Consider the following 14663-nt stretch of genomic DNA (forward strand, 5'->3'; position numbering starts at 1 on the left):
GAACCCGGAGCCAGCTCGACCCACAGTTGGGGACAGGTGGCAGTCGCGGGCAGAAGGCTCCGTGCCTATCGTAGGGCGAGGTGTCCCCGCTCCAGCCCCCGGCAGATGGAACCAGCGTAAGTTCGACGTTGGCCAGACGCGTTTCGTACCGTTGGCGCCCCTTCGTCCCGACCACCCGATGCCCTCTCCCCCTCCACCGCTGTCCTCGCCCGTAGGGCCACGCCCCGCGCCCGTCGCCCTCTGGATCCTCATGGTCTGGATCGGTGCGGCGCTGGCCCCCCTCGCTGCGGGCGAACGCTCCGCGAAGGCCGTCGACCCCAAGGACGGCCCGGACGTGGACCTCCGGATCGCGGTAGAGGACGACGAGATCCGCTTCCAGGTCATCACGAACCTCGCGTTCCTGGACGCCACCACCGCGGCCTCCCGCGAGGACCCCGCCACGCTCGCGGCAGCGGAGGCGCCCGACGCCATGACCGCCCTCTTCGATCTCTTCCGAAGTGAGAACGAGGTCACGATCGACGGCACTGTCGTCCAGCCGATCGCCCCGGATCCGGGCAGGGACTTCGAGTTCGACCCCGGCGACCCGAGCCTCTTCCCCCACTTCGTCCGGTACGGCGCCACCGCCGTGGCCAAGACGCGCCTGACCCTGCGCTACCCCTGCAAGAGTCCGCCGCGCCGCGTCTCCGTCACCTGGGGCATCTGGCCCGCCAACGAGCAGATCGCCGTCGAGGGTCGCGAGACCCCCTCCATCGAGATCCTCGCTCGCTTCGCCGCGGGCGGCGTCGATCGGGTCATCACGCTCAAGGAGAGCGAGCCCCAGTACACGTGGCACCGCGAGGCCGATGCGGGTCGCAATCGCATGGCCGCCGTACCGCCGATCACCGAGAACGAGAAGCCGAGGCTGCCCTGGGGTGCCGGCGCTGGCGCCGTCCTTTCCCTCCTCTGCGTGCTGAAAGGCCCGCGCGCCCTGCGACGGACGCTCTTCGGTCCTCTCGCCGTCGTGTTCACCGCGCTCGTCGCCCTCCAGCTCAGCGCGCGCGACGTCGACCTTCCGACCGAGGCCGAGGCCCTCGCGATCTTCGAGCCCCTGCACGAGAACATCTACCGCGCGTTCGACTACACCGACGAGAGCGCCGTCTACGACGCACTCGCCCAGAGCGTCGACGGGCAGCTCCTCTCGGCGCTCTACGACGACGTCTATCGCAGCCTGGTGCTCCAGGAAGAAGGCGGCGCCGTGGCCAAGGTCACCGCCGTTCGCCACGACCGTATGACCGTCGGCGACATCGGACTCGTCGGCCGCCAGAAGCGTGTCGGCTTCCGCCTCGAGTGCCAGTGGCAGGTCGATGGCGCCGTCTATCACTGGGGCCACGCCCACACGCGCACGAACGAGTACATCGCGCGCTACACCGTGCACGCGGGCGACGACGGATGGCGGATCGCCGCGAGCCAGCCGATCGAGCAGCGACGCGTGGACTCGGCTCCGCTGAGTGACCTCGACATGGGGAACGAAAACCGCTGGCGCGCCGCCACCTCGGGCGAGACCACGATCGAGGAAGGCCCGCGTGAGTACTGACACAGCGCTCGCCGCCGAGATCGAAGACGTCGTCTTCCAGCGCAGGACCGGAGGCGACGACGCAGCCCCCTTCGAGCTGCGTGTGTCCAGCCTCCGGCTGCACGCCGGGGAGGCCGTCGCCTGCATCGGACCCAGCGGCTCGGGGAAAACGACGCTCGTCCACCTGCTCGCCGGCATCCTGACGCCCCATGCTGGCGAGATCCGACTGGCCGGCGCGCGCATCGACGGGCTCCACGAAAGCGCGCGGCGCGCGCGCCGCGCGCGCGAGATCGGCCTCGTCTTCCAGGAATTCGAGCTGCTCGACTACCTCGATGCGCTCGACAATATCCTGCTGCCCATCCGACTCGGCCGAGGCGACCTCGTCGCGGGCGCCGCGCGTGCTCGCGGGCTGGCGCACGCCCTCGGGATCGCTCCGCTGCTCCGCCGCGTGTCCGCCCGACTCAGCCAGGGCGAGCGCCAGCGCGTCGCGATCGCACGCGCGCTCGTGACCTCGCCCTCGCTCGTCCTCTGCGATGAACCGACGGGCAACCTCGACCCGGAGAGCGCTGGCTCGGTGCTCGACCTGCTCCTCGAACAAGCGCGCGAGCACGAGGCCGCGCTGCTGATGGTCACCCACGACCACACTCTGCTCGGGCGATTCGATCGCGTGATCGACGTTCGGGAGCTGGCCCGACCGGCGCGGCGCGGGGAGGCCCAGCCGTGAGCGGCCTCCTGTACCTGGCCTGGCGACACGCGCGCGCGCACGGCGCGCGCACCGCGCTGCTGATCCTCTGCATCGCACTCGCGCTCTGGGTCCCGCTGACCGCGGGCGTTCTCGCCCGGCGCTACAACACCGACCTGCGCGCGCGAGCCAACTCCACGCCGCTCCTGATCGGTGCGCCCGGGAACCGCTACGACCTCACCCTCGCGGCGCTCTACTTCCGCCCCTCCGAGCGCATCGAGACGATCAGCTACCGCGCCCTCGACGAACTGCAGGCCGAGAATCGAGCCACCTGCATCCCCCTGCACCAGCGCTTCACCGCCCGCGGCTTTCCCGTCGTCGCCACGAGCATCGAGTACGCCGAGTTCCGCGACCTGCGCCTCGCCGAGGGCAGCGACCCGCTTCGCATCGGAGCGTGCACGCTCGGCGCGACCGTCGCCGAAGACCTCGGTTTGAAGAGCGGCGATTTCCTCTACTCCGACCCGACAGAGCTCTACGACATCGCGCGCCCTCCGGCGCTGAAGATGCGCATCTCGGGCGTGTACGCGAAGACCGGCGGCCCCGACGACGGCGCCGTGTTCTGCGACGTTCGAACCGCGTGGGTCCTGGAGGGCATCGCGCATGGCCATGTGGAGGCCGAGGAGATCGACGAGGCGCTCGTTCTGTCGCGCACCGACGACTCCGTTTCCGTGAGCGGCGCACTGATCGAGTACGCAGAGGTCACCGAGGCCAACGAGGCGTCGTTCCACTACCACGGCGACACGTCGCTTCTGCCGCTGACGGCCGTGCTCGCGGTCCCGCGCTCGACGAAGGACGCGACGCTCCTGAAGAGCGGCGTCAACGCGCGCATGCCCCTGCAGGCCGTGACGCCCAGCGCGGTGATCGACGACCTCCTCGGCGTGGTCTTCAGGGTCAAGGCGTTCTTCGATCTCGTCGGCCTCTTCCTCGTGGTCACGACCGCGGCGCTGGTCGGTCTCGTATTCTTGCTCTCGTCCAGGCTGCGCACGGCCGAGATGCGAACGCTCGATCGAATCGGAGCGCCGCGCAGCGCCGCCAGAACCTTGATCGCGCTGGAGGTGGTCGGGACGCTCGTCGTCGCCGCTTGCCTCAGCGTTTCCGCCACCGCCCTCACGCTCCGATTCCTGCCCGACCTCGTCGCTTCGTTCTGATGCCCGTACCCCGCTTCGCTCTCCTCCTCGCCGTCGCGCTCGATGGTCTCTCCTGCGGCGGCGCTTCCGCTCCCGGCGCCGAGCGCGCCGGAATCCGTGAAGTCGTGACCGTCGCCTCCGCGCCCGCCGAGCTCATCGCCGAGGTCAGCGTGGGGCCGGGGCTCGTGGAACGGCTGGGGGCGGACGCGAGCGCCGGGGGCTGGTCACCGAGCAACGCCGACCTCGTCTCCCTCGTCACCGCCCGACGGGTCCTCCTGATGGGCGCCGAGTTCGAGCCCTGGGCGCAGCGCGCGGGGCTTCCGCCGAGCCGCACCATCACGCTCGGCGACGGTCTCTCCAGGGACGCCTTCATCGCGACGGCGACGGTCTCCCACACGCACGGGCAGGGGCCGTCCCACAGCCACGGGGGCGTGGTCCTGACGGTCTGGACGGATCCTGCGCAGCTGCGGGCCATGGTGCACGGGGCGGGCGAGATGCTTGCGGGGGTCCTCGAGGCGCCCGAGGCCCCGGACGCCGCGACGCAGGCTGTGAAGCGGCACGAGGCCTTCGAGGCGGAGGTCGCTGCGTACGAGGCTGCCATCGCCGATTTGAAGGAGCGGGTCGGCGGCCGAAGACTGTTCGCGGTGGCCCACGGGCTGGAGTACGTGGCGAGGGCGGCGGATGCGCCGCTCCTTGTGACGCTGCTGGAAATCGAGGCCAGCGGGGAGCGCAACGACCATGCGGCGGCCCTCCTGGAACAGGCGGCGGCCGAACCGGGGCACGCGGGCGTGCTCGTCTGGCTCGGGCCGATCGACGCACCGTTTGAGAAGATCGCGAAGGAAGGCCTGGGCCTCACTTCGGTCCGGGTCGACCTGGGGCTGGAGGGCTCCGGCGCGACGCTCCTTTCGAGGATGACGAAGAGCCTCGAGGGACTCAGCGCAGCAGTTGCCCCGCGCTGAATCGCGGGCGCTCGGGTAGTCTGGTCCCACATGGATGAATCAGCGGATTCGCGCGGCCCGATGGAATCGAACGCGGAGATGCGAGCCCTCGACGCGGCGGCGCGGGGCGACACCACGCTGCTGGGTGATCTCCTCTCGCAGCACTCGGACCGGCTCCGCAGGATCGCCCAGGCGAGGATCGACCCTCGGATCGCGGCGCGCCTTGGCCCGGACGACGTCCTTCAGGAGGCCTTTCTCGACGTCGCCCGAAGGATCGGCGAGTACCTGGAGCAGCGGAACGCGCAATCGGAAGAGCGGCTGCCGTTCTTCCTCTGGGTTCGGCTCCTGACGCGCCAGGTGATCGCTCGGCTCCACCGGGAGCACCTCGGCGCTCTCAAGCGCGACGCAGGTCGCGAGGCGCGTTCGCCCCGCCAGGCCCTCGGTTGTACCACCGTTCTGATCGCTCATCAGCTGGCGTCGTCGCACACGACGCCCACCGGTGCGCTGAGGAGGATCGAGCAGAGGGAGGCGGTCGCCGTGGCCCTCGAACGCCTGAGCGAGGACGACCGCGAGGTCTTGATGCTGCGGCACTACGAGGAGCTCTCCAATCAAGAGATCGCGACACTCCTCGGCGTGACGGAATCGGGCGCCAGCATGCGCCATCTTCGGGCCTTGACGCGGCTCAAGGCCATCACGGCGGACCTCGAACTTTCCCAGTAGTGGCCAGGGAAGAAGAGCTGGCGAAGTACGTGGACGAGGCGGAGCGCCGCGTCGCCGCGGAGGGGACTCTGGACCTGGAAGCCTTCCTGGCCGAGGCGCCGGACGAGTTGAGGGACGAGCTTCACAAGCTCATCTCGATGATCCTGGTCCTGCGCCCGAAGCGTCCTGGCGGGCCGCCGTCCGCGCCGCGCGCGCCACTCGACGACCTCCCCGGCTACGATATCTACCGGCGGCTGGCTCCGGGTTCGAAGGGCGATGCCTACCTCGCCTGGTCCGAGGCGTTGGAGCGCTGGGTGACGCTGCACGTCCTTCCGGCGCCCGAGGGCTCTGGCGAGTCCCGCCTGACCGAGCGCGTCCGCGACCTGGAGCGCGTTGCGCAGTTCGATCATGCGAACGTCGTGCCTGTCCTCGACGTGGGGCAGTTCGGAGAGCTCATCTACGTCGCCACGGAACCTATCGATGGCGAGACGCTTTCCGAAACCGTCTCGCGAATGCGTGATCAGCGGGGAGGCCCGGGGCGGTCCGCCAGGGCGGTAGCGGCTGGCGCCAGTGGTCCTCTGACCTTCCAGGACCTGGCCCGTATCGTTCGGACCATCGCGCTCATCGTCGAGGTCGCCCGCACCCGTGGACTTCGCCTCGAGGGCCTGAATCCTGGCGATGTTTGCCTGGACGGGTCCGGGAAGCCGTGGCTGCAATCCCTGGCCTTCCGGTTGGCCACCCCCCCGCCCGCTGGCGCGTACCCTCCTTCCGATGGGGCGCGAGAGGATGTCCAGCAGATCGGGCTCTTCCTCTACGAGCTCTTGACGCTTCGTCCGGCGATCGAAACAGCCCGAGACGCAGGGGCAAACCACCTGACCGGGCCCCGCCAGATCGACAGAAGCATCCCCAAGGGCCTCGAGTCCATCGCTCAGCGGGCATGCGCCCCCGAGCCCGCGGGTCGACAGGCTTCTGCCGCTGTCCTGGCCGAGGAACTGGACCATTTCGCGAAACGCGTGCCTCCGAGGGGGCTATTTCGAGGTCTGCGTTCGTGGCTGAGAGCCTCGCCCCGCTGAGCGGGGCGCTGCTCTGAAGCGCTCTCCGAGGGGACCAGGTGGCCAGGAACCACCCTTCGGATTCTTCTTCGACTTTCTGCGAACCATCACGAGAGACTGTCCGCCGTGTACGTGATGCCCCCGCCTGCCGCCTCCAAGTCCCCCCCCATGACCGTGGATCCACGCAACCAGTTTCCCGAGGAGTTCTAGCGCGAGCTGGAGCTGGCAAGGAAGGCCGATCCAGCCGCCGTCGACCATTTCGTCCGTCGCTTCTACCCGACGGTCGAGCAGATGGTCCATCAGCAGCTGGCTGGCGACATCCGTATGCACCGCCCCTGGCTTCGATCCCGATTCAGCACCGGGGACGTGGTCCAGGAGGTCTTCCGAAGCGTCGTCCAGGACCTGAACGCCTTCGGCGGCAAGACGGCGGACGCATTCTGTGGCTACCTGGCGATGATGGTCCGGAATCGCATCATGGACGCGATCCGCTTCCACCAGGCGGCCCGACGGGACGGACGGCGCGGCCAGCCGATCGACCACACACCTGTGGCCGAAGGCAACCGGACGCCCTTCGACGAGGCCGCGAGCCAGGAGGAGCTGACGCACTTCCTCGACGTTCTGTCCACTTTCCCAGAGCGCGAGCAGCTGCTGCTGCGGGCGCGACTCGAGGACCAGGAGACCTTCGATCAGCTGAAAGACCAGCTCGGCTACGGATCGATCTCCGCGGTCAGGCGGGCGTTCTATGCGGCGCAGGCGAAGCTTGCCGTGCAGCTTGGAGAGACCGCGTGACTTCCACGGGAGACGTCGACAACGAGCTGGTCACCGACCTCGTGGCGGAGGCCATGGAGCAGCTCGCCGACCACGGCGAGGTGGACCTCACGGCCCTGTGCGCGGAGCATCCGGAGGCTCGCGACGCCGTCGAGAAAGCCGTCGGGATCGCGAACCGCCTGTCGACGGTGAACGCGCTGCGCCACGGCGCGGACTTCCTGCGGGGTTCGGTGCTGGGCACGCGCTACGAGCTGGTCCGGCGCATCGGCGCTGGGGCCATGGGAACCGTGTACCAGGCGCGCGATGCGAGCCTGCAGCGGAACGTGGCCGTCAAGATCCTCCACGGAACACTCGTCTCCGCGGACGAGGGAGCGGCGCGCTTCGAGCGCGAGGCGACCGCGCTGGCCGCGATCCAGTCCCGTTCGATCGTGGCCATCCACGACCGCGGATTCACGGAGGGCGGCGCGCCGTTCCTCGTGATGGAGCTGATCGACGGAGTGGCGCTGTCGGAGCTGCTCGAGGAAGCGGAGCGGCGGAGCGAGACCGAAGTGGTCGTCGATACAGCCTAGATCCCCGAGTCGTTCGCGATCGCGTCGCTCCCCGAGGAGAGCTACGTGCGCCAGGTCGTTCGCTGGACGATCCAGATCGGCGAGGGCCTCGAGGCCGCGCATGCTGCGAAGGTGATCCACCGGGACATCAAGCCATCGAACATCATGCTCCGAGCGGACGGCGAGGCGGTCCTGCTCGACTTTGGAATCGCGGCACTCGATACGGAGGACGACCTGACGCGCACCGGGGCGTCGGTAGGCACGCCGCGCTACATGGCGCCCGAGGTCCTCGGCGAGCGGATGCCGTGGAAGCCGGGCCTCGACGTCTACGGACTGTCGGCGACGCTCTACCACCTGCTTGCGATGCGAGCGCCGTTCGACGGAACCCATTCCAAGGTACTGCGCGCCCTCTCGACGCGGGAGGTTCCGCCCCTCGCGAGCGTCCGTTCCGGTCTGCCCAGGGACCTGGTCGCCATCGTCGAGCACGGCGTGGAGCGTGACCCGAAGCGCCGCTATCAGTCCGCCAGCGAACTGGTCGAGGACCTCAAGGCCTTTCTGGACCACCGCCCGGTGAGCGCACGCCCGGTCACCCGAACGATGAGACTGCTACGCCAAGCGCGGCACTCGCGGACGGTCCAGGGCGCGGTGGCGGCGACGGTGCTGTTCGTACTGGGAACGACGGGTTTCCTGGTGAAGCAGGCGTCGGACGCAAGGGCCGTGGAGCGCGGGCGGATGGCGTGGCAGCACGTGCCTGCTTCCCTGGACTTCGTCAGGCCGATCAGCAGAGAGATCACGGACGACGCGAGGCGCGCATCCGTCATGCGGAAGCTTGACGCCCTGATCGAATCACCCGTGGACCCGATCCCAGCGCGAATGCTACGAGCTGCGTTCGTTCTCGATCAAGGGGACCGCGCCGCTGCTGCCCGCGACATGGCGTGGATTGCCGACGAGACGGAAACGCCGCTCGCCGTGGAGCTGGCAAAGCGATTCCAGGCGATCGCGGACGACGCCGAGGCCCCACCGGCTATCAGCTTCGAGGATCTGCCCGAGCCGCGAACGGCTAAAGATCACTACCTGCTCGGATTCACTCTGCAACGCGTTGACCAGGGCGGCCCGGCCTACGAGCAGTTCAGCTCGGACGAACTCCAGGATGTCCGGCACGCGCGGGAGATAAGCCTGATGCTCGAAGCGTTGCCGGTGAAGAGGATGAAGCGTGACACCCAGGAGCAGCGAGATGACCTGTTCCGTGCCGCCGATGTCATTCTCGCGAAGGCGGAAGAGCTAGACAACGAGTTCGGGGGTCCAAGCGCCATGAGCCTTCACATTCGAACGCTGATGCTGCTCAATCAGGAGCTCTACTCAGCGACGATCTCGGCGGCGCGCAAAGGCCTCGCGCTGGCGGACGAGACGCACCCGACGCTGGAGAACGCAGGACTCGCCTCCCACCGCATCGGCGACGCGGATCTCGCGGGCATGTTTCTGGGAGAGGCGGCGTTGCGCGCTCCGGGAAATACGACGATCTGGGAGTACAGAATCCGCGCTGAACTTCTCGCGGGCAACCACGAAGCGGCGCGTGCACTTCTGTCCAGGCCACCGGAACCTCCCACTTCGACGCTCTCACGAACCTCCTTGGTGCTGGCAGCTTTGATTGACATCGATGGCGCGCTTCGCCCTTCCGAAGTTGGCAGAGAGGACACAAGCCTCAGGCTCGCAAGCCGAGGACTCGCTCATCTGCAAGAACTGCCCCCGGACTCCCGTGAGGCGCGTTCGACGGAGGTCCAGTCCCTGAAGGCCATCGCGGAAGCCATCTCAGAAGACAATGCGGATGGAATCATCAGCGCTCTCTTCCACATGCTCAAGGGCAACGCGCTGCACCCGGGGCGAGTGGAAGACCTTGCGCACCACCTACCCGATGATCTGAATTCAGCCGCCACGACGAGCCTTCGTAAATGGCTCGATGCGATGGCGCTGGAACTCAGACGTCGAACGGGATCAAGCGGTGTCGCGTCTCTCCCCCAGACCTCGGCACTCAGCGTAGAGCCCGATACCCACGAATAGACCGCTCCACAGTACCCGTACTCGCTTCCTTTACGACACCCCGAATCCATGCCAGAAAACCCCATGCTTCCCCGTCCAGTCCGAAACATCGCCGCAAAGTTCATGCTATTCGGAGTCACCGTGTCTCTTTCGCTCGCAGCGCAGCAGGAGCCGATGGAACCTACCGTCGCCCGAGGAAAGTTCTCCGCTTGGCCCTTTGCGCTGGTCGAGAGGGGTGACAACGTCGTTCGGCTCAAGGGCCCAGGTGACCAACCGGCCACTTCTCCCCCTCAGGCCTGGCAGAGCCCGTTCACTCTTACCGCAACGGACCCCATCTACTCGACCGGCGTGCTCTTTCCGGGGAGCAATCCACCCACCATCGATGCCATGTCGACCGGCAACGACGTCATCCCGGCTGCGAATTCGGTCGGCACCCCAGCCGTTGGGCTTGCGAACTTCAACTGGCTGGCGTTGGCCGTCACGGTAAAAAACGGTGGCACGGGCAAGAATCCGAGCATCCTCTGGCAAGAGCAGGGCAAGTACGGCAGCCGCACCGGCGCCAGCGTGCTCTCGTACTACTTCGACGGGAGTATCGGCATCAACCCGCGACTCGTCGACAAAACGGTTCTCGAGGCGAGCCGCAATCATCTGGGATACGCATCGACGTCATCGAATGACATCAACGCGATGGATTACGGGATCGGACTGATGACGTGCAACGAAGGCCCCAACCTCGACCCTCTCATCTACACGACGAACGAATTCTTCTTCTCCGTGACCCGGGAGTGGGCGAACTCCAACAGCACCGTCGCGTTCGCAAGGCATCCAGGCACGACGGCAGCGCCGTCGCTCCCCCCGCACGCAGGCACGATCTATCGGCTCGAATGGAATGAAAATGCCACAGCCACCGCTGGTGCATGGTCCGCACCCGAGGAGTTCGTTCCTGCATCAGATCTCTTCTGGAACGGTTACGTCGAAGAGAGCGTCAATGACTTCGACGTGGATATGCTCGCCGTGTGCCCCCTGACCAACACGATCATCTACTCCACGAGCAGGGAAACGCTGGGCGCGCCGAGCCAGCTGATGATCTACACCATTGGTGGGCCCAATCCACCTGTATAACTCACGGCCGGCACGCCTACGCTGCAGGTCACCAAGAAGCTCGGCCTGGGTGACAACGACGACATCACCGGAGGCTGCGGCTTCGACCCGCACGCCGGCACTCTGAGTGGGCTCCGCGGCTATGCCACGGATCGCCCGGCTGAGGCCGACCAGATCATGGGACTGAGCGTCGTACGGGCGACGCCCCTGGTCGACCAGACGGCAGATCAAACAGGTGCACCCGAACACGTCGACAGTCTCTGGCTCCAGGCGACTGGCTGGGGAAAGGCAACGGGCGCCGCGTCGATGCCCGGCAGGGTGAACTTCTTTGTCACCTTCGCGAACTTGCCGCCCATCCCACTCGGAACGGTCGATCGCCTTCCCTACGAGTCAGCCTGCCTTCAGGTTCCGGTTCCGGTCGGCGTTCCCCATGGATTCGCCGCCGCGTTCCATGCGGAGCTCTGCGCGCCGCCCTACACGGGCTCCCCGAACGTCATCGCGAAGTCGTGGTTCTGCGAGATGTACCTTTGACCTCGGTCGGACCGGGTCGCCAGCAGGAGGATCCGTTATCGTGCTCCCATGAGCACGATCTTCGACAGGATCCTCGACGGCGACATCCCCTGCCACCGCGTCTTCGAGAATGACCACGTCCTGGCGTTCATGGACATCTCGCCCATCAGCGCCGGACACACCCTCGTCATCCCCAAGGAGCGGAAGGCGAAGCTGCACGAGCTTTCTGACGAGGCGGCCGCCGAGCTGGGGCGGGTGCTTCCTCGGATCGCTCGCGCGGTTTGCCGCGTGACCGGGACCGACGACTACAACGTGCTGCAGAACAACGGAAGGACCGCCCACCAGGCGGTTTTTCACGTTCACTTCCACATCATCCCTCGGCCGAGCCAGACCGTCGGGCTCGGGATTCACTGGGAACCCATCGACGGGGTACCTGATCCGGCCGAGATGGCCGAGCGGCTGCGGACGGCGCTCGCGGAGGACCAGGCATGAGCGGGCAAGGGAAGCAAGGTGCCGGCTCGGGCGGCTCGATCCTGATCCACGGCGGGCGCGTCGTCGGGGCGGAGGGTGTCAGCGAGGCTGACGTGCTCATCGAGCACGGCCGGGTCACCGAGGTTCGGCCTGGGCTCCTGGGGAGCGCTCGTCTGCGCGCGGCCGAGGAGGCAGCGCGCGGGGCCGGGGGGCTGGCCGGGGGACTGGAGCGGCTCGATGCCGCAGGTCAACTCGTCTTCCCCGGGCTGACGGATCCCCAGGTTCACTTCCGCGAGCCCGGGATGCCGCTGAAGGAAGACCTGGGCTCGGGGTCGCTGGCGGCGCTGGCGGGCGGGGTGACCGGCTTCATGGAGATGCCGAACACCAACCCGAACACCGACAGCCCGGAACGCCTGGAGGAGAAGCTGGAGCGTGCGGCCGCGAGCGCGGTCTCGGACTACGCCTTCTTCCTCGGCGGGACCCACGAGAACGCGGACCAGATCGGCGAGTGGGAGGACATGCCCGGCTGCGCCGGGATCAAGGTCTTCATGGGCTCGTCGACGGGCTCGCTGCTGGTTCCGGACAATCCGACGCTGGAGAGGATCCTGCGATCGGGCAAGCGGCGCGTCACGTTCCACAGCGAGGACGATGACCGGCTCAAGGAGCGCTACGCGGCCGTCAAGGAAGGGACCCACGTCCGGGAGCACCCGCACGTCCGCGACGTGGCGTGCGCGGTCCAGGCCACGACCCGGCTGCTGGACCTGGCTGAACTCACCGGCAGGCCGATCCATATCCTCCATGTGTCCACCGCCGATGAGATCCGGCTGGTTCGCGAGCGCGACCTCGGTGAACTCGTCACGGTCGAGCTGACGCCGAACCACCTGTTTCTCACGGCGCCCGACTGCTACGAAGGGCCCCACGGGACCTGGGCCCAGATGAACCCGCCGGTGCGCGACCGCGCGCACCAGGAAGTGCTGCGCGAGGCCGCCGCCGACGGCACCGCCGCCTGCATCGGGTCGGACCACGCGCCGCACACCCTGGAGGACAAGGCCAAGCCGTTTCCGGCGAGTTCGTCGGGCATCGCAGGCGTGCAGACGACGTTACCCCTGCTTCTGACGGCGGTTCGGGACGGCTGGCTGCGTCACGAGGACATCGTGCGACTCTGCGTTCAGGGGCCGAGTCGGGTCTACGGAGCGCGTGATCGTGGCCCCCTGGCACCGGGCGCCCTCGGTCACGCGGTGCTCGTCGATCCGAGCGCCCGGGGTACGATCGGCGAGCGCCCCTTCCACAGCCGCGCCGGACACACGCCGTTCGCCGACGTCGATCTGGCGGGCTGGCCGACCGCGACGGTCCTCCACGGGCGGGTCGCTTACCAGGGCGGCCAGCTCGTCGGCGAGCGAAACGGCCAGCGAATCATCTTCCGGTAACCGCCGGGGAAGCCCGATCGAAGATAGTCGCTCACCCCGATCTGCCTCGGGGATGTTGAGCGCTGCGGAGAATCCGTCGATTGTTCCCGTGAAACACCGGGGTCGTCGTCGCTTGCCGCGCTCGTCCCCGGATAGAATCTTCCCCAAATTTAGAGCGGAAAGCCGTCTGCCCGACGCGCGCGTACGAACCCGCGCCTGGGGCGTCCGGCGGCTCTCACATGCTGCTCTCCACTGGGCCACCTGACCTTCGGTCGCCCACTCCCGAGGCCCCCCCAGGGGCTCCCCACTCCGGGGCTCCGACAGGGGACCCGACTCTCGGAACGAACTCCTTCAGTCCATGGCCACGATCAAAGCCAAGCGAGGTCTCGATCTCCCGATCCACGGTGCCGTCAGCACCTCGGAAATCGTCAGTCGACTCGATGTGACCCGCGTTGCTCTCCTGCCCCAGGAGTGCTGGGGCGCCAAGGTGCGCCTCCTCGCCCAGGAAGGTGACGAGGTCCGCGTCGGAACGCCCCTCTTCGCGGACCGCCGCGACGAGAACGTCGTCTACGCCTCCCCCGCCGCAGGCAAGGTCTCCCACGTGTATCGCGGCCTGCGCCGCGCGGTGCTCGCGATCGAGATCGAAGTGAGCGGCTTCAAGGAGGCCGAGCCCTTCGAGCCGATGGACGTCGACCGCTCCTCGGCCGAGGACATCAAGAACGCGCTGATCGGCTCGGGCCTCTGGCCCTCGCTGCGTCGTCGCCCCTTCGACAAGGTCGCGCAGACCACCGACGAGCCCGCGGGCATCGTCGTGATGGCCTACGACTCGAGCCCCCTCGCGCCCGACCTCACGAAGGTGGTCGAAGGTCGCGACCAGGACATCGACGCGGGCCTCACGGCGCTCGCGAAGCTCACGAAGGGCAAGGTCCACGTGTGCGTCAAGAAGGGCGTGCAGTGGGGCAAGTTCTGCGAAGACGGCGTTCTCGTGCACCACATGGAAGGCCCCCACCCGGTGGGCACCGCCGGCTTCGCGATCCACAAGCTCTGCCCGGCCGGCGCGAACCGCCCGGTCTGGTACGCCGGAATCCAGGACGTGGCGGATATCGGCCAGCTGCTCCGGAGCGGCAAGCGCCCCACCGAGCGCGTCGTCGCCATCACCGGCCCGGCCGCCAAGACGCCGCAGCTCGTTCGAACGCGCCCCGGGGCCGATCTGACGCAGCTCTGCAAGGACGCGTCTACGGCCAAGGTGACGCGCCTCGTCAACGGTTCGCCCCTCTGGGGCAAGAAGGCCGCCGAGGACAACCACTCGAACTACCTCGGCCGCTGGAACCAGCAGATCACCGTCCTCGAGGACGACGTCCAGCGCGACCTCATCGGCTGGGCCCTCCCCATCAGCGGTCGCTACACCCAGACCAACACGGTCTTCGACAAGTTCTTCCGCAAGACCTTCAAGTACGACACCGACACGAACGGCAGCCTCCGCGCCATCGTTCCGATCGGTCAGTACGAGTCCGTGATGCCGCTCGACGTCCTCGCGACCCAGCTCATCAAGGCACTGGCCTCCAACGACATGGAGAGCGCCGAGAAGCTCGGCGTCCTGGAGCTCGCCGAGGAAGACCTCGCGCTCTGTCAGTTCGTCGACCCGTCCAAAGTCCCGATCACCGACATGCTCCGTGACATGCTGACCACCATCGAGAAGGAAGGCTAGCCAC

12 protein-coding genes and 1 pseudogene are annotated in these 14663 nt (G+C 67.8%); all 13 read left to right on the forward strand.

Annotated features, from left to right (window positions below; all coding sequences use genetic code 11):
- The first annotated feature begins 178 nt into the window (after positions 1-178).
- The 13 genes and pseudogenes from Poly30_RS20000 (at position 179) to nqrA (ending at position 14659) form a co-directional block, all read left to right on the forward strand.
- Positions 179-1573 (forward strand): hypothetical protein, encoded by a 1395-nt coding sequence (locus Poly30_RS20000; RefSeq protein WP_145201384.1) that lies wholly within the window; start codon positions 179-181, stop codon positions 1571-1573.
- On the forward strand, positions 1563-2276 hold the full coding sequence (locus tag Poly30_RS20005; RefSeq protein ID WP_419190409.1) for an ABC transporter ATP-binding protein: 714 nt from the start codon (positions 1563-1565) through the stop codon (positions 2274-2276). The genes Poly30_RS20000 and Poly30_RS20005 overlap by 11 nt, the downstream gene beginning before the upstream one ends.
- Positions 2273-3442, forward strand: coding sequence for a hypothetical protein (locus Poly30_RS20010; RefSeq protein ID WP_145201387.1), 1170 nt, complete (start codon positions 2273-2275; stop codon positions 3440-3442). Before Poly30_RS20005 ends, Poly30_RS20010 begins: the two co-directional genes overlap by 4 nt.
- Positions 3442-4380, forward strand: coding sequence for a metal ABC transporter solute-binding protein, Zn/Mn family (locus tag Poly30_RS20015; protein ID WP_145201390.1), 939 nt, complete (start codon positions 3442-3444; stop codon positions 4378-4380). Before Poly30_RS20010 ends, Poly30_RS20015 begins: the two co-directional genes overlap by 1 nt.
- 30 nt (positions 4381-4410) lie before the next feature.
- Positions 4411-5079 carry a sigma-70 family RNA polymerase sigma factor gene (locus Poly30_RS20020; protein ID WP_145201393.1) on the forward strand — a complete coding sequence of 223 codons (669 nt, stop codon included), beginning with the start codon at positions 4411-4413 and terminating at the stop codon, positions 5077-5079.
- Entirely contained in the window at positions 5079-6131 is a 1053-nt protein-coding gene (locus Poly30_RS20025; RefSeq protein ID WP_145201396.1) for a protein kinase family protein, read from the forward strand. Before Poly30_RS20020 ends, Poly30_RS20025 begins: the two co-directional genes overlap by 1 nt.
- 201 nt (positions 6132-6332) lie before the next feature.
- Positions 6333-6899 (forward strand): sigma-70 family RNA polymerase sigma factor, encoded by a 567-nt coding sequence (locus tag Poly30_RS20030; RefSeq protein ID WP_419191380.1) that lies wholly within the window; start codon positions 6333-6335, stop codon positions 6897-6899.
- 53 nt (positions 6900-6952) lie between these two features.
- Positions 6953-9484, forward strand: a pseudogene (locus tag Poly30_RS20040) (protein kinase domain-containing protein).
- A gap of 120 nt (positions 9485-9604) precedes the next feature.
- The gene (locus Poly30_RS20045; RefSeq protein WP_145201408.1) at positions 9605-10585 is read left to right on the forward strand and encodes a hypothetical protein; all 981 of its coding nucleotides are present in this window, start codon (positions 9605-9607) and stop codon (positions 10583-10585) included.
- 156 nt (positions 10586-10741) lie between these two features.
- On the forward strand, positions 10742-11095 hold the full coding sequence (locus Poly30_RS20050) for a hypothetical protein (protein ID WP_145201411.1): 354 nt from the start codon (positions 10742-10744) through the stop codon (positions 11093-11095).
- A gap of 48 nt (positions 11096-11143) precedes the next feature.
- Positions 11144-11566, forward strand: a complete 423-nt coding sequence (locus Poly30_RS20055) for an HIT family protein (protein ID WP_145201414.1) — start codon at positions 11144-11146, stop codon at positions 11564-11566.
- A complete protein-coding gene (locus tag Poly30_RS20060) occupies positions 11563-12972 on the forward strand; it encodes an amidohydrolase family protein (protein WP_145201417.1) in 1410 nt (469 codons plus the stop codon). The genes Poly30_RS20055 and Poly30_RS20060 overlap by 4 nt, the downstream gene beginning before the upstream one ends.
- Before the next feature lie 337 nt (positions 12973-13309).
- On the forward strand, positions 13310-14659 hold the full coding sequence (gene nqrA / locus Poly30_RS20065; protein ID WP_145201420.1) for an NADH:ubiquinone reductase (Na(+)-transporting) subunit A: 1350 nt from the start codon (positions 13310-13312) through the stop codon (positions 14657-14659).
- Positions 14660-14663: the final 4 nt, after the last annotated feature.

The sequence above is a fragment of the Saltatorellus ferox genome, assembly GCA_007751475.1.
In the GTDB taxonomy this organism is placed as follows: domain Bacteria; phylum Planctomycetota; class UBA1135; order UBA1135.